The sequence below is a fragment of the Candidatus Saccharibacteria bacterium oral taxon 488 genome, from assembly GCA_010202845.1.
In the GTDB taxonomy this organism is placed as follows: Bacteria; Patescibacteriota; Saccharimonadia; order Saccharimonadales; family Saccharimonadaceae; genus Nanosynbacter.
On the sequence record CP047921.1, the window covers coordinates 481531 to 501425 of the forward strand.

Below are 19895 nucleotides of genomic sequence, written 5' to 3' on the forward strand. Positions count from 1 at the left end.
TGAAGCGAAACATAGGCGTGATATAATAATACTGTGAACAAGAAACCCTCAGATAAGCAGTCGGACGCCAGCGCAAAATCGGCGCCGTCGCGTCCGCATCCAAAGCCGGCAAAACGGCTGAGTGTCTATGCAAACTTGGCGAATAAGCGTCGGCTCAAGAAGGATAAGCGCTCCCGCGAAAAAGCAGAGTACCTGGCGAGCCTACCAAAGCACCCCGTCAAGCGGTTCTTTTACCGCCTTCATCCGAAGCGCGTCTTTCGCTACTGGTTCTCCAAGCGCGGCGGCTTAATGGCGCTCAAGATCCTTGGCGTCGCCATTGTTGCGGTGATTATCCTGATCGGCGGCTTGTTCGCCTACTTCCGCAAAGATCTCGACAAGATCCGCCCAGGCGAACTCGCCAAGCGCGTCCAAACGACCGTCACCAAATACTATGACCGCAACGGTGCGCTGCTCTGGGAAGATAAGGGTACGGATAATTACAAGCTAGTGGTTGAGGCTGATAAAATTAGCGATTACCTCAAGAAAGCGACCATCGCCATCGAGGATCGTGATTTTTATAAGCACCACGGCATCAGCATCAGCGGTCTGACCCGCGCTATGTTTAGTACGGCGTCAGGTCGGCAGGTTCAGGGTGGCTCGACACTAACGCAGCAGCTGGTCAAGCAAGTCTTCTTTGCCGATGACGCCGATAAACGTGGCCTTAGTGGTATTCCACGCAAGATCAAGGAAATTATCTTGGCGATCGAGGTTGAGCGGATGTACAACAAAGAGCAGATCCTCACGCTCTATCTCAACCAGGCACCATACGGCGGTCGGCGCAATGGCGCAGAATCAGCCGCTCAAACATACTTTGGCAAGTCTGCCAAGGATCTCACTCTGGCCGAGGCAGCGCTGCTAGCTTCAATTCCGCAAAACCCGAGCACGTTCAATCCGTACAATATCGCTGGCCGCAAGATGCTGTTGTCGCGCCAGCACACGACGCTGGACTACATGCTGGAACAGGGCTACATCACTGAAGCGCAGGCCAAAGAAGCCAAGCAGTATCCGATCCTTGACAAGATCAAGCCCGAGACCGAGCAGCTAGCCGGCATCAAGGCGCCGCATTTCGTGCTCATGGTGCGCAACCAACTGGAGCGTGAACTCGGTAAAGCGGTCGTTGGCCGCGGCGGACTGACTGTCAAGACGACGCTGGATTGGAGGATTCAGGAGAAGCTCGAAACAGAGATGAAAGCCTTCTTTGACTCAGGCCGTCCGGGTCGAGTGCGCATTAGTAACGGCGCGGCAACGGTTGAGGACGCACAGACTGGACAGATTGTCGCCCTCGTCGGTAGTCGTGATTTCAATTATGCCGGCTTTGGGCAGGATAACGCCGCCACCGCCTTTATCCAGCCGGGCTCGACCATCAAGGCTTTCGACTATGCCAAGCTGTTTGAGAATCGCGGCAGTAATCAACAAAATTACGGCTCAGGCTCAATCCTCAGCGACGAGAACATAGACAAGATTTATGGCGCCAAGCTGAACAACTGGGATCGACGATTTATGGGAAGTATTTCTATTCGCCGTTCGCTAGCGCTTTCCCGTAACATCCCAGCGGTCAAGGCAATGTACATCGCAGGTAACGGCTCACCAAAACCAACCGTTGACTATATTCACAACATGGGTAATACCAATTATTGCCAACAAGAGGAAGCGGCCGGCGGCTACGGCTTGTCAGCAGCCATTGGCGCCTGCGGTACGAAGCAGACCGAGTTAGTGAATGCTTATGGCACCTTTGCCCGCATGGGCGTCGCCAAGCCAAGCACCAACGTCCTCGAGGTAACCAACAGCCAGGGTGATACGTTAAAGAAATGGAAAGACGAGAGCAAACAGGCAACCGACCCGCAAGTCGCCTACATCATCAATGACATCTTGGGTGACGCGGACGCGGCGCGCGACCTGCACGGTTATGGCGCAATGAATGTGCCTGGTGTTAGAACCGCCGCCAAGACCGGTACTACCGACAAAAACGGCCACGCCAAGGATGTCTGGATCGTTAACTATAGCCCGGCGCTGGTCATGGGTATGTGGCTCGGTAATTCCGACACCAGTACCATCAACACCCCGAACTCGGCCTTTGGTATGCCGGTGGTGCGTAACGTTATGTCATTTGCTCACAACGAGGTCTATGCCAAACAGGGCAAATGGAAGCCAAATGATTGGTTCAAGCGGCCAAATGGTATCCAGCAGCAAGGCAAAGAGCTCTATCCATCGTGGTGGAATAAAAAACAGGGCGAGACTACTGAAAAGATTAAGTTTGACCGCGTCTCCAAGAAAAAGGCGACAAATTGTACGCCAGCTGACGCCATCGAGGAAATTGAGGTCACCAAGACCATTGACCCGCTCACTAAGAAACCATCATACTCAGCGCCTGAAGGTTACGACGCCAACGCTGATGACGATAAGCACAAATGTGACGACGCCAAGCCAAGTGTCAGCCTATCACTTTCTGGCTCTGGCTCCAACCGCACCATCACCGCCCGCGCCACCAACGGCACATTCCCGCTCACCTCAATTGACATCCTCGTTGATGGTCGCAGCGTCAAAAGCGAGTCGATCTCCGGTAGTGGCGGCAGTGTTTCGGTTGATATCAGGGTCAGTAGCCCAGGTCGGCACACCATTCAGGCGATCGCCCGCGACGAAGGCTACTATACTGCATCAGACAGCGGCAGCTTCTCGGTAGGCAGCAGCTCAAGCTCCGACTAATCCGCCCCTCTTTCCCCTTGTGACACATAAAAACCAGACCGCTTTAGTCTGGTTTTTACTTCTTCTTAGTCTTAGCGACTATTGCTCATTAACCATCCGGATCAAGTCAGCCTCACGCTGCGCCTGGGTCTTGGGGCGAGCCGAACGGTGACCTTGAGCTGCGGCGCGCGAGGCATCAGGTTTCGTCGCCTTGTTGGTTTGCGGCCGACGACCGGTGGAGCGCTGCTTGGATTGTTTGGGGGCAGCTTGAGCTGGTGACTGTTGCGCCGCCTCTTTTGCTTCTTTTGGCTCGGCGCAAACTTTCGCAAACATCATCTTGCCAGCGTCGGTCTGTAGGCTACGAATAATTTCAATGCGTTTTTTCTGGCCCAGGAACTTTTTGGCTTGCTCAACCACCACCATCGTACCGTCATGCAAGTAGCCGACCGCCTGATGAGAATCCTGACCTTTTTGCGTCAATTCCAGCACCAGCTCATCGCCAGGCAAATAGCTCATCCGCAGGCTCTTGGCTAGCTCATTGATATTGAGAATCTGAATGCCTTCGACTTGCGCCACCTTGTTCAGGTTGTAATCCAGTGTCAGAATAGCACCGTTCATTTCCTTGGCAAGCTGCAACAAGCGGTTATCTACCCCCTCGGGAATGCGCGTCGCATCGTCAAGCAACGTGAACGAGCCGCCCAACACATCCTTTAGTTCCTTCATGGCGTCCATACCGAAGCGGGCGCGCTCGCGCTTGGCATGATCAGCACCGTCAGCCAACAATTGCAGTTCGATCAGTACACTGCGCGGCACGATGATCTGCCCCAATAGGAACCCGGTTTTTGCCAAGTCGACTACCCGGCCGTCCATCAACACTGAAGTGTCAACCAGAATCGGCAGCTGCGTGCCACTACCTGCCTGCCGCCGCGGCTTAACCAATAGATATATCTCCGCCATGATAGCCAGCAGCATGATAATGATGAGAAGTTCAATTGTTTTTTCCATAATAATTTCCTTTTATCTAATAATGTTATTGTAAATAGTCAATCAGCGCCTGTCTGAGATCGCCGACACCGCGCACAAATGCGTCTTTGTGAGTTTTTGGCGCGATGGCGTAGGTAAAGCCGAGCTTCTTCGCCTCTTTGACACGGGCGTGCCAGCCTTGAGCCGAGCGCACCTCGCCGCCCAAACCGACCTCGCCAAACACCACGGCTTCGTCGCTGAGTTTGCGGCCAGCTGAGGCTGAGGCAATGGCCATGGCCACTGCCAAGTCTGCCGCTGGGTCGCTCAGTTTCAAGCCGCCAACCACATTGATGTAAATATCTTTGTCGGAGAGATTGAGCTTGGTGCGCTTTTCCAGCACCGCCACCAACAAGTTCAAGCGGTTGAGATCAAAACCGCTGGCCGCGCGTTTGGGATAGCCAAAATTCGTCGGATTGACCAGCGCCTGAATCTCCACCAGTAGCGGCCGTGCCCCTTCCATGGTGGCTAGGACGATTGAGCCGTCGAGGTTTTGCCGCTCCGCCAGTAAACTAGCCGACGGATTAGCTACAATCCGTAAGCCATCCTCGTGCATCTCAAAAATTGCTGCCTCATTGGTCGAGCCATAGCGATTTTTCTGCGCCCGCACCACCCGGAAGCCGCCGTAGCGATCGCCCTCAAAATTCAGCACCACGTCAACCAAATGTTCCAGGACTTTCGGCCCGGCGATTGAACCTTCTTTGGTGACGTGGCCGACCAGAATCACTGCAGTATTCGCGGCCTTGGCGGCGCGAATGATGACGTTGGATGAGTTAGTGATTTGACTAACTGAACCTGGCGCTGAGGCAATTTCTGCGAGCGACAATGTTTGTATGGAATCGACGATCACCAGATCATACTGGCCAGTCTGGATGGAGGCGGCGATATCTTCGGCGCTATTGCTGGACGCCAGCTGCAGGCTGTCTGAGTCAACCGCGCCCAACCGCTCAGCCCGCAGCTTGACCTGTGACACCGACTCTTCGCCACTGACGTAGAGCACTGGTTGCTGCCGGGCAACAAACGCCGCGACTTGCGCCAACAGGGTACTTTTTCCAATCCCCGGCTGCCCCGCCACCAGCACCACACCGCCTGGCAAAAAGCCGCCGCCGAGTACCGCGTCAAGGTCAGCAATGCCGGTTGCTAGCCGTGCTTGTTTGGCCTCGGCAGCTGTTTCGCTGAGCTTGAGCGCAGTCAGCGCCTTGCCTTTGCCGCTACTGCGAGCCACCGCCGAGGCGCCGGTGTCAACTGGCAGTTGCTCAACCAGCGAATTCCACTCGCCGCAATTTTCGCACTTGCCGATCCATTTCGGATAGCTAGCGCCACACTGCTGGCAGATGAACTGTGATTTTGCCCGCGCCATCACTGGACCGCCTTTTGACTGTCGAGGCTCTGATTGAGCTGGTCAATCTTGCGCCCCAATGCGTTCAATTTCTCGACATCAGTGTTGTAAGCATCGACCTTACCCTCGATAGTCTGTCGCTCACGACGAAGCGCCAGGCCGCGCTGGCTCAGCCGTGCTCGCTCAGCCTGAAACTCAGCTTGCGTCTGAAAACCACCGGTCGCCGCCCGTTGATTAAACGCCGCGACATCTTGGTTATAAGCGCTCATACGCGCACTATATGACGCCACCAGTTGCTCAATGTCGTGCTTTCGCTTGGCGAGACTAGCCGTCAATGCGTCAGCCTCGGCCTCGGCATTAGTGAACTTTTCATTATATTGAGCATGCAACTTCACCAGCGCCGCTCGATCGCTGAAATACTCAGCATAATGCGCTTCCAGCTCCGCCCCAAGATCAGTAAATTCCGTGCCCAAAATGGAATGTAGCTCATTGGCACGTGTACCCGGCTGTGCCCGTTCATAATACGCCATCCGCTCCTCCAGCTTTTTAGTCTTGACCTTGGTATAAGCCGCCTCCAGCAGCTCGCCCAGCCGCCGACGCTGCTCCGCCGAATAGCGCGACCAGGCTACGTGCAGCATTTCGTGAGCCGCCGTCACCTCTTTGATACCGTCTAGCTCCGTGTTCTGCACGTTATAAATGTGAATGGTCTCTTTGGCGTGGGCGTAACAGCCGACGATCGGGCTGGCCTGTTCGACACGACGGCAATCCTGATTAAATTGCGTAGCGTTTTCCAGCCGCGGCTGCGCTAGATAAAAGCTAAATTTGGCCTTATCAGTCATCGTTGCCCGCCGTGCCAATGTTGCTATGTCCTGACTCGGTTGATACTGCCAGACCCTGATATGATCCAGCACTAGCTGGCGATTGAGCACTAGCCAGCTACCACCGGCCACCAACCCCACAAACACCACGACACCGAGGAAATTACGCAGCCTGAACATTGATCACTACCTCACGATTTTTTGCAGTCGCTGTCAAGACCGCACCGGGACGGGCCTGACGAGACAATAAGACGTCACTGAGCGGGTCGGCCAACATTGTCTGAATCGTTTGTCTGAGCACCCGCGCACCACGCTGCTCATCGAAACCGTTATCTATGATACAACGCTTAGCGCTTGGCGTAATCACCAGCGTCATCTGCTGCGCCTGCACTGCTTCTTTAAGCTCACTCACGAAATTATCGAAAATCTTGCCCACCACCGGCCGAGTCAAGCTCTTGAAATTCACCACCGCATCAAATCGCCCGATTAGCTCCGGCCGCAGTAACTCCTCCAGCTCGCGTCGCGCCGCCCGAGCGTTGCGCTCATTCACATCGTCCGCCCGTGAGGTACCGTCACTGTGCGAGCCAAAGCCCAGCTCACCGTCGCGCACCATCGCCTCGGCGCCAACATTGCTGGTCAAGATCACGATCGTCTGCTGGAAGCTCACCGACCGACCGCGCGAATCGCTCAGCTTGCCGTCTTCTAAAATCTGCAGTAGCAAGTTCAGTACATCCGGATGCGCCTTTTCAATCTCATCAAACAGCACCACGCTGTACGGCTGCCGGCGAACCTTATCAGTCAATTTACCGCCCTCATCATAGCCGACATAGCCAGCCGGCGCGCCAATCAACTGACTGGCTGTATGCCGCTCTGAAAACTCGCTCATGTCGATCTTGATCAAACTATTGTCACCGCCAAACACTTCCCGTGCCAACACGCGAGCTAACTCCGTCTTGCCCACACCAGTCGGCCCGAGAAAAATGAACGACCCAAGCGGCCCTGACCGCCGACTCAGCCCGGCCCGCGCCCGGCGAATGGTTCGCGCCAATGTCGCCACGGCCTCGTCCTGACCGAGCACCGACCGGCCTAGCCGCTGCTCCAGTGCCGCCAGATCTTTGCGCTCATTCACTGTCACTTTTTCCGCCGGCACACCAGCCATCGCCGCGACCGCTCGCCGTACATCATCCTCGGTTAATTCCGGCAATGCTGGATCGTCAGCCGGTAGCTGCTTAGCCTGCTGCTCCAGCTGCTTGATGCGCACCTTGAGTTCAGCCGCGCGTTGATATTGCTCAGCCTCGACCGCCGCATCGAGCTTGCCCGCTAGTTGTTTAATCCGCCGTGCTAGCTGCTGCTGCTTGGTTGGCTTGGCTGGCCGTTGCGTATTAACCAGTGCCGCTGCCTCATCGAGTACGTCAATCGCTTTGTCCGGTAAATGACGCTCCGTCACGTAGCGCTGACTGAGGGCTACGCTCAGCTTGATCATCTCATCAGAAATCCGCAGTCGATGGTGTGTCGCCAGCCGGCCTGCTAGCGCCCGCACCATGGCCACCGCCGCCTGCTCATCCGGCTCCGCCACCGTCACCGCCTGAAACCGCCGACTGAGGGCCGCGTCTTTTTCGATGTGCTTGCGGTATTCATCAAATGTCGTTGCGCCGATCACCCGTACCTCACCACGCGCCAATGCTGGCTTTAGGACATTCGCCGCATCCATCGACCCCTCGGCCGAGCCAGCCCCGACCAATAAATGCAGCTCATCAATAAACAATATAATCTCCTGATGATTACGCGCTGCCGCCACCACTTTTTGTAAGCGCTCCTCAAACTGACCGCGAAACTTTGTACCAGCGACCATAGCTGTCAGGTCAAGCTGAATCAGCCGCTTACCGACCAAAAACTCCGGCACCGTCCCGGCCGCAATACGCTGCGCCAGTCCTTCGACCACTGCGGTTTTACCGACACCCGGCTCGCCGATCAGCGCTGGATTATTTTTGCCACGCCGCCCGAGTACCGTGATCAGCCGCTCTGTCTCAGCTTCCCGACCGACCACTGGATCGAGCAGTCCGCTCCGCGCTCGCTCGGTCATATCAACTCCGTACTGATCAAGGATCTTGAGATCAGCCGACCGACGAGTATGCGGTGCTACAGCTTCCTTCGACTCATCTTGCATGGCTTCCATCTGCTGCCGATCAAATACGTCCTCCAATGTACCGCGTAGCTCCTCCAGATCCACATTCATATCACTGAGCAACTTCGTCGCCCGAGCCTTGTGCTGCAGCAGCATGCTATAGACGATATGCTCAGTACCGATGCGCTCCTGTCCAAACTCCGTCGCTAGCTGCCAAGCCGTCCGTATCGTTTCCAGCACCTCGGCGTTCATGCCTTTGTGAACAACCACCACCACGAACGACTGCGCGGTTAAGCCTAGCGCCAACTCCGCCCGATCCAACGTCACGCCATTCTCCGCCAAAATCTTCGCACCCAGCGACGAATTTTGCGCCAGCACGCCGAGCAATACATGCTCGGTGCCGACATACGGACTACCACTATTATGCGCCAGCAGCCCGGCACGCTCTAAGCTGGCCTTGGCGGTATCAGTCAGCCGAGATTCTAACTCAGAAAAATCTTCCGGCATATCGCCCTCCTTTCGTTTTTGGCGATTGTCAGAAAGCAGCCTATTCCGCCACCTCCTCAACCACGCTCATCAAGCTGTCCTCAATATTTTTACGAGGTTTTGCTTCAGGCTTGACAGCCGCCTTTGCCTCAATATCCAGTTCATAGCCAGTCAACCGGCTTGCCAAGCGAACATTCTGTCCAGCCCGACCGATGGCCACTGACTGCTGATCCTCGCTAACATAGACCGTTGCTCGCTTTTCATCTTCATTGACCGTCACACTCAGCACTTCTGCTGGACTCATAGCATTAGCGATGAAACCAGCCGCATCTTCCTCAAACGGAATGATGTCAATTTTTTCCTGCTCGCCAATTTCGTTCATCACTGCCTGAACACGCGTACCGTGACCGCCGACAAACGTACCGACTGGGTCAACACCTGGCAGTGCCGATGCTACCGCCAATTTAGTGCGGCGACCAGCCTCGCGGGCAATGGCTTTGATCTCCACGGCGCCTGTTTCCATCTCTGGCACTTCCTGGCTGAACAAGAACCGCACAAATTCTTCATTGCCGCGGCTCAAAATCAACTGCGGACCGCGACCTTCGCGCTCGATGTCCTTGATATAGACCTTGACGCGGCGGCCAACGCCGTAGTACTCGCCAGGAATTTGCTCGGATTGCGGCATGATGCCAACGGCCTTGCCCAGCTCAATTCGCACCACGCGCGGCTCAACCCGCTGAATCGTACCAGTCACCACTGTACCAATTTTATCTTCAAATTCTGCCAGCACCACCTCGCGCTCTGCTTCGCGCAGCCGCTGCAAAATCACTTGCTTGGCAGTCTGGGCTGCCACCCGGCCAAACGTCGTCACGTTGTGGGTCTCGACCGTCACTTCGCTGCCTAGCTCAGCCGCCGGATCAACGGTTTTGGCCTCGTCCAGGCTCATTTGATTGACGTCATTTTCAACCTCTTCAACCACCGTTTTAACAACTGACACCACAGCCGTGCCGCTGTTGATATTCAAGCTGGCACGCACCAATTGCTCGCGCGTGCCGTTATCACGCCGCCACGCTGCCGCGATAGCCTGCTCGATCACCTCCAAAACCGTTTCTTCTGGCAGGTTCTTTTCCTCAGCAATCGTCCGCACCGCCAACGTCAATTGCTTAATATTCAAATCTTCCATTATTAGCTCCTTTACGCTATATTATTATACTACGTTTCCTATCAAACGCCCAAGAGACGAAAAACTCCGACCTGTTGGCCGGATGCTTAGTAGTGTAGCATACCCAGGCGGGCAGCGTCAAGTTCAGCCGCCCTATTCACCCATGTCAGCCTGCGAACGGGTATGCGTATCTAACAGAGGTGGGAGCTCATAGCTATTCACAATCTTGACAAAAAGCATTGACATTTTCTACTAATAGTGATATATATCTCAGCCTTTTGACAACTTATCGTAAGTTTTGTCAACTGCGCTTCGCTGCCGTAGGTCGGATACCTACGGTGGCTTGAGGCGCGGAACGGCCGCACCTCAACAAGTGGAAAGGCGTAAAAATGCTCGAGATTTTGACCGTTCTCCTTGTCGGTATCATTGCAACTGGTGTTATAATGATCGTTTTCTCTGAAGGCGAGCTAGTCATCGCTCTGAATGGAGTGATGATGGCGGTGTTCGGGGCGTCAGCCCTCCTCACCACGGCAAAGATGACAGCAGCCGCACGGCAGCGCAGCCTTGAGTGGCTCTATGAGCCACTCAAGGCTCTGCCCGAATGGATCATACAAGGAGGAATTGTCGTCACGGCGGCTATGTTTGGCCTCTCTGTCATATTTTTGATGGACAGTCTCGCCGACCTCCTCTGCCGGTGGAGAAGAAATCGCCACTGAGGTGCGGGGCGGGATTGATACAACTGTTTGTATCTCCCGCCCCACTCACATCACTGAACTGAACTTATAATTACACAACTATTACATTGCTGGCTGCTGGAGGTAGTGGCCGACGTCCGCTACCAGCTCGACCAGGCGATTAGAGTACCCCCATTCGTTATCGTACCAGACCATGATTTTCACCATGTTGCCACCAACGACCTTGGTCAGCGGCAGGTCAACGATGCCAGAATGTGAATTACCGATAAAGTCGCGACTGACCAGCGGCTCTTCACTGACGCCCAAGATCCCTTGATAGAAACTATCGGCGGCAGCTTTCTTGAACACCTCATTCACCTGCTCGACCGTCACATCACGTCGGAGAAGTGCTGTTACATCACTGAGCGACACCACTGGTGTTGGCACCCGGACACTCAGGCCGTCAAATTTGCCAGCCAGCTGCGGCAGCGTTTTCGTCACAGCAATGGCCGCACCCGTCGTTGTCGGCACCATATTTTCAGCCGCGTTGCGACCTTCGCGGAGATCCTTGGCTGGCGCGTCTTGCAATCTTTGGCTGGCGGTGTAGCTATGCACCGTCGTCAGCATTGACTTTTCCACGCCAAATTCTGCGTCTAGGACAGCCATCACCGCACCTAAGCTATTGGTTGTACAGCTGGCATTAGAGATTATCGGCGTCGCGTCCTTAATCTTACTGTCATTCGTACCCAGGACAATTGTATCGACGCCGTCGGATTTGGTTGGTCCGCTGATAACCACACGCTTGGCACCCGCAGTCAAGTGCTTGCCCGCGCCATCTTTATCAGTAAACAATCCGGTCGACTCGATCACCACATCGATATTCATCTCGCCCCACGGCAAGTTTGCCGGATCTTTTTCCGCCAGTACTTTGACGCTTTTTCCATCAACGACCAGTTCGTTTTCTGTAAAATCAACTTGGCGGCCATATTCCCCATAATTGCTATCGTGTTTGAGTAGGTACGCCAGCGTCTTCGTATCCGTCAAGTCATTGATCGCCACAATTTCTAGATCGCTGCGCTCACGTGCGATCTTAAAGGCACTGCGCCCGATCCGTCCGAAACCGTTAATTGCTATTTTCGTTATCGCCATGTAATTATCCCTCCCAAGTAGCATTAGCTTTTCTCTAATTATACTACAAAGTTGTATAATAAAACTATGACGCGCGAGGAATTATTGGATCTGGCGGCACCGCAGTACGATGAGATACCGGTGCTGGTGTTAGATAGCGCTATTGATTACGCTACCAAAAAGCACGCCGGCCAAAAGCGCAAAAGCGGCGAACCCTACATCACACACCCACTGGCGGTGGCTGGGATTTTAGTGGAATGGGGTATGGATATCGACACAGTGATCGCTGGTGTGCTGCATGATACGGTTGAGGATACCGATGCGACGCTGGATGAGCTAGAAAGTTTGTTTGGTCGCGATATCGCCTTTCTGGTTGACGGCGTAACCAAGGTTTCACAGGCGCGCGCTGGTATGCGCAGCCTTGATAGTTATTTGCCGCACACCAAGGACAACCTCGCCAAACTGATGATCGCGGTTGGCGAGGACATTCGGGTAATTATTATCAAGCTGGCGGATCGGCTGCATAATATGCGCACACTTCAATATATGCCGCGCGACAAGCAGAAGAAAATCGCCCGCGAAACGATTGAAGTGTTTGCGCCGCTGGCGGATCGGCTGAATATGGGGCGCGTCCGCGTGCAGCTGGAAGAGTTAAGCTTTCGGTTTTTAATGCCTAAGGATTTTCAGCGCACTAAGAGCCTGATGGATAGCCGCCTGAAAAAAAGCCAGCGCAAACTCGCCAAAGTCCGCCGCGACGTTACGGCGCGCCTCCAGAACGAGAGTCTGCAGTTTGAGATGGACGGCCGGGTAAAAAGCGTATATAGCTTATTTAAGAAGCTCGACCGCGTTGGCGATATTGATAAGATCTACGACCTGATCGCCCTGCGCATCATCGTTGATGATTTAGCGACTGGCTATCTGGTATTGGGCGTGCTGCATGAGATGTACCAGCCGTTTTACGAGCGTATCAAAGACTATGTTGCCAACCCTAAGCCAAATGGCTATCAAAGCTTACATACGACGATACAAACGCCGACCGGGCAAATTGTTGAGTTCCAGATCCGCACCCGAGACATGCACGAATACGCCGAGCGCGGTTTGGCGGCCAGCTTTCATTATAACGAACAAAAGATGTCTGACGCCTACCGACAGGGGCGAATTGCTGCGCTACCGACGGATTTAGCGTGGATTCGTGATCTACAGGAAACGGCAGCTCGGGCACGCGAGGGTAAATCATTTGATTCAGAGAAATTCCGTATGAAGTTGTTTGAGGATCGAATTTTCGTCTATTCGCCCAAAGGCGATATTTATGACTTGCCGCGCGGCGCCTTCCCTCTGGATTACGCCTATCGCATTCATTCCGACATCGCAGCGCACGCCAGCGGATTTAAGGTCAATGGCGTCATGAAACCATTTACCTATGAATTACAACACGGCGACGTCGTCGAAGTCTTGACCAGCAAATCCGCCAAACCCAAACCAGCCTGGCGCGACATGGTCATCACGCCGCATGCCAAAACCAAACTGCGCATGCAACTGTCAAAAAGTGGCGGCGTGCTAGCACATTTGACGGGATTAACTGACGGCGTTTCGTCGTTGTTTCGACGGTAAGCAAAACACTCATACCTCATCCCAGAGGCTACGGCAAACACGACACCTCCTCTGCCAGAGACTGTGAAACGTTCGCGAGTAGCGGACGTTTCAGCCGAACGCTCACGAGAAATCTCCAGTGGAGATTTGAGCGAAGAGTGTGTTATGGCGGCGGACGGTGGAGCGCCGGGCGCGGCTTGGCTTCCAGCCATCTCCTCCAAGTCGAATGCATCCGGCGGGCGCCGTCCGCAAGAACCGTCGACATATCAGAGAGGCTGGCGGTTGCACTGTGTGGCAAACACGGATCGAATCTTAGATGAGACGTGATACCACCCTGCTTTACACGATAGTATTACGCCTGCTCGTTCCAGCGCTCAATCGCCGCTGCCACAACCTGCTTAGCAGCATCAACGCCAGCAAATTCTTTAACAATGGTCGAACCTGGCTTTTTCAGATCCTTATAGTGATTGAAATGGAATTCAATTTGCTTAATCAGCTGCGCCGGCAAATCCTCCAGCGACTGAATGGCATTGCCATTATGGCGATCGTCGCTTGGCACTGCGATAATCTTATCATCAACCTCATCGTCATCAACAAACTTCATCACGCCGAGGATTCGCGCCTCGACCACCAGCCCAGTCGTCAGCGGCGTGTCTGTCACTAACAGCACATCCAACTCATCGCCGTCCTCATCCAATGTCTGCGGGATAAAACCATAATTAGTCGGCTTGGCAAAGATTGCTGGGTCAACTCGATCCAGCCGCATGACGCCGACGTTCCGATCCCATTCAATTTTATGATTTGACCCGGCCGGAATCTCCACGACAACGGTGATTTCGCCGTCCTGATAGCTTCCCGGGGTTAATACTTGGTTAAAATCTGCCATATACTACTCCTCTCTGGCTTTTTCTTGTAAATATTCACGAATCTGCAATGCCGCCACCGCACCCTCGCCGACCGCCGAAGCGATTTGCATGGTTGCGCCCGAACGTACGTCGCCCGAAGCAAAGACACCGGGGATATTGGTATGTAAATGCTCGTCGGTAACGATGTGTCCGCCCAAGTCCAGCTCAATACCTGAGTCTACCAAAAACTGCGTGTTTGGAATCAAGCCGATGAAAACAAATAAGCCGTCTGCCATAAATTCTTTCTGCTCGCCGTTTTGGGTCGATTTGACACCGTAGAATTTGTCGTCTTTGACGATAATTTCATCAGTCGTCGCACCGATATGGACGGTAATTTTGCCCTCATCGACATACTTTTGCAGCTCTTTTTGCAAGACATCGCTGGCGCGCAATTTGCTGCGTACCAATAGGTCAATGTGACTGGCGTAGCGAGTTAAAAAGATCGCCTCCTGTACCGCCGAGTTGCCGCCGCCAACGACAATCAAGCACTTGTCACGGTAAAATGCGCCGTCGCACGTTGCACAGTAATGCACGCCGCGACCATACAATTCATCTTCGCCCGGCACGCCCAGCTTGCGGTGATTTGAGCCGGTCGCCAGCAGCACGGCTTTAGTTCGCACTGGCTGACCGTCAACTGTCAATTCCAGCTCACCGTCAACCTGCTTCAGCTCCGTCACGTCACCGTACTCGATATCCGCACCAAATCGCTCAGCCTGCTGCTGCAGTTCTGACGCCAATTTCATGCCGGTTACACCCTCGGCAAACCCTGGATAATTATCAATCTGATCAGTGATAGCCGCCATACCACCAACCACGCCGCGTTCATACAATGTCGTTGGCACATCCTCACGCGACAGGTAAATTGCTGCAGTCAGCGCGCTTGGACCGGCGCCAACGATGATAACTTCTTTAGACATTTAGCCCCCTTGATCTGTAATATCGTTTCATAACTTCTGGCATTTCTGGCTGTGGAATCTCCGCTGGTTTTTCGATAGCCATTACCACAAATTTGAGTGGCGAATTAGCAGGAATTTTATCACCCTGACTCTTATTGCCATAAGCCTTGTCCGCTGGAATTGTCAATTCACGCACACCGCCAATTTTCATACCAATCAGCCCCTCTTTCCAGCCCTGAATCACCGACGTATGTGCTGGGCCGTTTACCGCAAACGGCGCTTTCAATTTACCGCTGTTGATTGACTGATCAAAAATCTCACCCTTGGCATTCCAACCGATGTAGTAAACCGCAAATTTGGTATCATCCTTGACCTCCGCGCCGTCACCCACGACCAAATCTTCTTTGCCGAGCTCCTTCACGCCAGCAGCCTCAAAGGCGCTGACTCGCGTACTAAACCCCGAAAACTTGCCGTGATATTTACTGTTCAATTCCGCCGTCTGAGCGTCAACTTTCTTTTGCCACTCCGTGGTTGCTTTTTTATAATCTTCTTGCGCCTGCTTCAGCTCGGCCTGGTCTTTGGCGTCATTGCCTGGCTGCACCATCATGGCGATGAACCCGCCAATTGTCCCAACCGCTAATGTCCCCGTGATGATCCATATACCGAGTCGCTGTCCCCTCGTCGCCATAATCCTCCTTTATCTTACCTTGAAATTATATCAATGTTTCCTCTCGGCCGCAATGTCATAACGTGCCAGCTCATCATCAATCCCCACGCCAGCTGTCCGCTGTAGCTTGAGCAAATTAGCATAAATACCGCCCGATTTTGCCAGCTGTTTCGGCGTACCGATCTCGTCGACCCGGCCATATTTTAGCGTCACAATCCGATCCACCGTGGCGATGGTACTCAGCCGGTGGGCGATAATCAGCGTCGTTCGCCCCTTCATCAGCCGCTCCAGCGCCTGCTGCACTAGATGCTCGCTCTTGCTGTCGAGATTGCTCGTTGCCTCGTCGAGAATGAGAATTGGCGCATCCTTGAGTACCGCCCGCGCGATGGCGATGCGCTGCTTCTGACCGCCGGACAGCTTGAGGCCGCGCTCGCCAATTTGTGTGTCGTACCCTTTGTCAAGCTCGCTGATGAAGTCATGCGCGTTGGCGGCCTTGGCGGCGGCGATTACCTGCTCATCCGTCGGCTCATCGGCGCCATAGGCGATATTTTCACGAATTGTACCGGAAAAGAGCGCTGGCTCCTGAAACACCGTGGCGATATGACGGCGCAAACTCTTTTGCTGCACCGCATCAATTGCCATATCATCAATCATAATCTCACCACCGTCTGGCTGATACAGGCGCATCAGCAAGTTCGTTAAAGTGGTCTTGCCACCGCCCGACTCACTGACGAGAGCGACATGCTCACCGGGACGAAGCGTAAACGAGATGTCGGTCAACACTGGTTTTTGCATGGCAGAGGCGTAGCGAAATGAAACATCGCGAAACTCGACTGCCCCGCGGCTCACAACTAATTCCGGTGCGTGATGGGCATCTTCAATCGCTGGGCGCAGCGTCATTACGCCAACAAAATCCTTACTCCCAGCCAGAGCTTTCTGGAAATTATCAACGATGAAACTCATGTTAAACAGCGGCATCCGCAAATTATTAATCAGCGTGATCAATAGCACCATATCGCCGATCGAAAAGCGCCGCTCGGTCGTCTGCACAAAAATGTACGCAAAAATCATAAAGAAAATGACCGACAACACCACGCCGCGCACGATGTCCATGCTGTGCCAGTAGCGCGATTGCTTGCGCGTAATGGCAATTGTTTTGCGGTAACGCTTGGCAAAATGACGATATTCAAGCGACTCACGGACATAGCTTTTGACGACTTTGATCTGAGCAATGACTTCGGCAAACCGGCCGCTGGCCATATCCGTCTCGTGATTTTTACGGTTCTGAAAGGCCTGCCACTTCTTGCTGGTCAGCGCCGTCAGCCACATAAATAGCGGGTACATAATGACCACCATTACCGCCAACTCCAGGCTGTACACCAGAACGATGCCGATGGTGATACCTGTCGTGAGCAGCATCTGGAAAAAGTTATTGGCAAACATGTTCAGGAAATTCGTCGTTTCGGTAATCGCGCGGTTCAGGCGATTGATAATTGTGCCGGTCAGCTCGCCATCAAAATAACTTTGCGGCAAGCCAAGCAAGTGATGATAGTACCGCGTTGACAGCTGCTGCTTGAGCCGCGTGGCCATCACATCACCCCAGTAACCACCAAGGTTTCGCACCATCGTATTCGTCACGTCAAGCGCCAGCAGCACCAGCGCCAAGAAAATCGCCTGCTCAATTCCCACCGTGCCGCCCTCAACCACTTCGACCATCAAGCTGGTCGCCCGCGAAATCACGAACGGTACTGCGATGCCGGTCAGCGCCACGACAACCGAGCTGACACTAACTCCGACGTAGTATCTGCCCATGCCGCGCGCATATCGGAGCATGTGAATTAGCGGCTTCATCAGACTATTTCAGCGCCCCACTTGTCTTTGGCCGCCCGTTCAATCTGCTGCATTACCGGCGCGATGTCCTTGTCCGCTAACGTCCGCTCATGCGAGGTAAACGTCAGCCGCCATGTCATCGTCTTCTGCTCCGCATCATCCTCAGGCTGATAAATAGTGAGTAGCTCAAGTCGCACCTCCATAGCAACGTCCCGTACAACCTCGTCCAGCGTCTGTAGTAGCTGCTGATACTTGACAGCGGATGGTACTTTGAGCGAGATATCGCGCGTCGTTGATGGATAGCGGCTGAGTGGCTGATAATGACTGTCACGCTTGGCGTAGACAGCCTCTAGGCCAGCTGTGTCCAAGCTCGCCGCTGCCACATACACCGGTAATTTGAAGTTCTTGATGACTGATTGTTTCAATTCACCGACTAGACCGATGAACGTTCCGTCGGTTGTCTCGACCAACGCACTACGCGACTGGTCAAACGGTGCCGTAACTGGGTAGTTGAGCTCCTCTTCAATTGGCTTGAATACCAGCTCAGCACCAAGCTCACGCGCTAATTGCTCAACCAAGCGACGAATCACATAAAATGGTGCGCCCGCCCCTGGCTTTTTGGCGGCGTAGACGATGTCTGTAAACTGACTGGCTACTGGCAAGTTATCTTCGCCTAGGCCATGCATTTTGCTGTGGCCCTTGCCCATCTCAAACAAGGCAAATTCATCATGCCCGGCCTTGATGTTGGCGTGAACCTTGTCGAGTAGACTTGGCAGCACCGCCAAGCGGTAATATTGCAAATCAGGACTGAGGGCGTTTGATAATTTGTATGCCTGAGCAACGTCTTGCTCGGCGTTTTTCAGGATACGTTCATGAACGAAACTGTAGGTCAAGACTTCGTTGGCGCCAGCGCGCGATAGACTTTGGCGAACGGCGTTTTTCAACTCACGACGCAGGTTTTTCGGTGCGGGTTTAATACTACGACGAGGCAGTTGACGCGGTAACTTATCAAAGCCATACAGCCGCCCAACCTCCTCGACGATGTCCTCGGGTAGCTCAATATCGGTGCGCCAAAACGGGCTGTAGACCTCACAACCATGTTCATCAACTTCAACCATAAATTCAGTACGGCGCAAAATATCGGCAATTTCATCGTTAGAAAAATCAGTACCCAGTCGTTCGTTAACAAACTCATTCGAAACACCTTGCGAGTCAACACGGTGAATAGCATCCGGCATAATACATTCATTAGATGAGCTAGCGTCAAACACTTCACTCGCCTGCGCTCCACCCACCATGCTCATCAGCTGTTTCAGCACGGCGGCATTTTGGAGCGGCGATTGACCCTTGTTAAACCGCGTGAGTGCATCGGTAAAAATACCGTGTCGCATGGCCGTACGGCGCAACGCGTACATGTCAAAATTAGCACATTCGAGGATGATGTTTTTCGTGCCATTTGAGACTTCAGTGTCGGCACCGCCCATAATTCCCGCCAGACCAATCACTCCCTCGCCATCAGCGATGACGATGTCATCATTCGTCAACTTATACTCTTTGCCATTAAGCAGGCTGACTTTCTCGCCATCACGAGCCATTCGTGCCTCAAGTTTGTGCCCACGCAATTTGTCATAATCATAGGCGTGCGTTGGCTGCGCCGTCATGAACATCATATAATTCGTGGCATCGACAACGTTATTAATCGGCTTGCCGCCCATCGCCACCAACTGACATTGTAGCCACAATGGGCTTGGCTGCACGGTAACATCGCGAAACGCTACCGCCATGAACCGCGGCACTAATTCTGGCGCATCATTCGCCACGGTGAGCTCCAACCCCTCGCCCGCCGCAAATTGCTGATCTGATTTATACCACTCAGGGCTCGTGAATTGCTGATGAAAAATCCCGGCAATCTCGCGCGCCACGCCGAGCTGCCCGAAACAATCCGGCCGGTGCGTAAACATCTTATTTTCAATGTCCAATACGTAATCATCCAGACCAAACGTTTCCGCGAAATTCGCACCTGCCGTAAGTTCAACGCCCACCGGCACGTCGTGTTCATAAATCTCAACAATTCCCTCGTGATCCGTACCAATCGCCAGCTCGTCCGCCGCCGCCAACATACCTTGGCTAAGCACTCCACGCAGCGGTCGCGCGTCCAGCACGAACGGCTCGTCGTCATTAAAACTCGCCGGCACCGTACTTTTTGGCGGCAACCAAATCGCCCACATGTCGGCGTGAACATTCGGCGCACCGCAGACCACTTGTACCAGACCGTCCTCATCGCGCGGCACATCCGCGACCGCGCCGCCATCATCGATCTTGGTCACGCTCAGCCGATCGGCGTCAGGATGCTTGGCGCATTCAACCACCCGAACGATCCGCGCGCCACCATATTTAGCGCTGAGGTCGATCACTTCTTCGACACCACCAAGTTGCTGATTGACCCGCGCCACCAACTCATCCACCGGCGGTAATTCAAAATTAATCAATTGTTTGATAAGATTTAGGCTGACTTTCATATATATCAGTATAAC

General features: G+C 53.7%; 14 protein-coding genes. 3 read left to right on the top strand and 11 right to left on the bottom strand.

The annotated features are described in order from the left end of the window. Window positions 1-33: 33 nt before the first annotated feature. Entirely contained in the window at window positions 34-2742 is a 2709-nt protein-coding gene (locus GWK78_02545) for a hypothetical protein (GenBank protein QHU93893.1), read from the top strand. Window positions 2743-2820: 78 nt separating this feature from the next. On the opposite strand, the gene GWK78_02550 is transcribed toward GWK78_02545, so the two are convergent. From GWK78_02550 to nusA, 5 genes are read right to left on the bottom strand one after another with little or no spacing between them, the layout of a single operon-like run. Next, entirely contained in the window at window positions 2821-3726 is a 906-nt protein-coding gene (locus tag GWK78_02550) for a hypothetical protein (protein ID QHU93894.1), read from the bottom strand. Window positions 3727-3751: 25 nt separating this feature from the next. Then, window positions 3752-5101 (bottom strand): DNA repair protein RadA, encoded by a 1350-nt coding sequence (gene radA / locus GWK78_02555; protein QHU93895.1) that lies wholly within the window; start codon window positions 5099-5101, stop codon window positions 3752-3754. Beyond that, on the bottom strand, window positions 5101-6078 hold the full coding sequence (locus GWK78_02560; protein ID QHU93896.1) for a hypothetical protein: 978 nt from the start codon (window positions 6076-6078) through the stop codon (window positions 5101-5103). The genes radA and GWK78_02560 overlap by 1 nt, the downstream gene beginning before the upstream one ends. After that, window positions 6062-8530 carry an AAA domain-containing protein gene (locus tag GWK78_02565; GenBank protein QHU93897.1) on the bottom strand — a complete coding sequence of 823 codons (2469 nt, stop codon included), beginning with the start codon at window positions 8528-8530 and terminating at the stop codon, window positions 6062-6064. Before GWK78_02565 ends, GWK78_02560 begins: the two co-directional genes overlap by 17 nt. A 40-nt stretch (window positions 8531-8570) precedes the next feature. Beyond that, window positions 8571-9692, bottom strand: a complete 1122-nt coding sequence (gene nusA, locus GWK78_02570; protein ID QHU93898.1) for a transcription termination/antitermination protein NusA — start codon at window positions 9690-9692, stop codon at window positions 8571-8573. A gap of 368 nt (window positions 9693-10060) precedes the next feature. Here nusA and GWK78_02575 point away from each other — a divergent pair, with 368 nt between their 5' ends. After that, complete coding sequence (locus GWK78_02575; protein ID QHU93899.1) at window positions 10061-10387, top strand: hypothetical protein; 327 nt, start codon at window positions 10061-10063, stop codon at window positions 10385-10387. A gap of 81 nt (window positions 10388-10468) precedes the next feature. Here GWK78_02575 and gap read toward each other — a convergent pair whose 3' ends face one another. Continuing rightward, window positions 10469-11494 (bottom strand): type I glyceraldehyde-3-phosphate dehydrogenase, encoded by a 1026-nt coding sequence (gap, locus tag GWK78_02580; GenBank protein ID QHU93900.1) that lies wholly within the window; start codon window positions 11492-11494, stop codon window positions 10469-10471. 66 nt (window positions 11495-11560) lie between these two features. Here gap and GWK78_02585 point away from each other — a divergent pair, with 66 nt between their 5' ends. Continuing rightward, complete coding sequence (locus tag GWK78_02585; GenBank protein QHU93901.1) at window positions 11561-13084, top strand: RelA/SpoT family protein; 1524 nt, start codon at window positions 11561-11563, stop codon at window positions 13082-13084. 331 nt (window positions 13085-13415) lie between these two features. Here GWK78_02585 and GWK78_02590 read toward each other — a convergent pair whose 3' ends face one another. The 5 genes from GWK78_02590 to pheT are packed head-to-tail and all read right to left on the bottom strand — an operon-like array spanning window position 13416 to window position 19880. After that, a complete protein-coding gene (locus GWK78_02590) occupies window positions 13416-13949 on the bottom strand; it encodes an inorganic pyrophosphatase (GenBank protein ID QHU93902.1) in 534 nt (177 codons plus the stop codon). 3 nt (window positions 13950-13952) lie between these two features. Beyond that, a complete protein-coding gene (locus GWK78_02595; protein ID QHU93903.1) occupies window positions 13953-14885 on the bottom strand; it encodes an FAD-dependent oxidoreductase in 933 nt (310 codons plus the stop codon). Beyond that, a complete protein-coding gene (locus GWK78_02600; protein QHU93904.1) occupies window positions 14878-15552 on the bottom strand; it encodes a hypothetical protein in 675 nt (224 codons plus the stop codon). The genes GWK78_02595 and GWK78_02600 overlap by 8 nt, the downstream gene beginning before the upstream one ends. 30 nt (window positions 15553-15582) lie before the next feature. Further along, entirely contained in the window at window positions 15583-17382 is a 1800-nt protein-coding gene (locus tag GWK78_02605; protein QHU93905.1) for an ATP-binding cassette domain-containing protein, read from the bottom strand. Next, a complete protein-coding gene (pheT, locus tag GWK78_02610) occupies window positions 17382-19880 on the bottom strand; it encodes a phenylalanine--tRNA ligase subunit beta (protein ID QHU93906.1) in 2499 nt (832 codons plus the stop codon). Before pheT ends, GWK78_02605 begins: the two co-directional genes overlap by 1 nt. Window positions 19881-19895 lie beyond the last annotated feature (15 nt).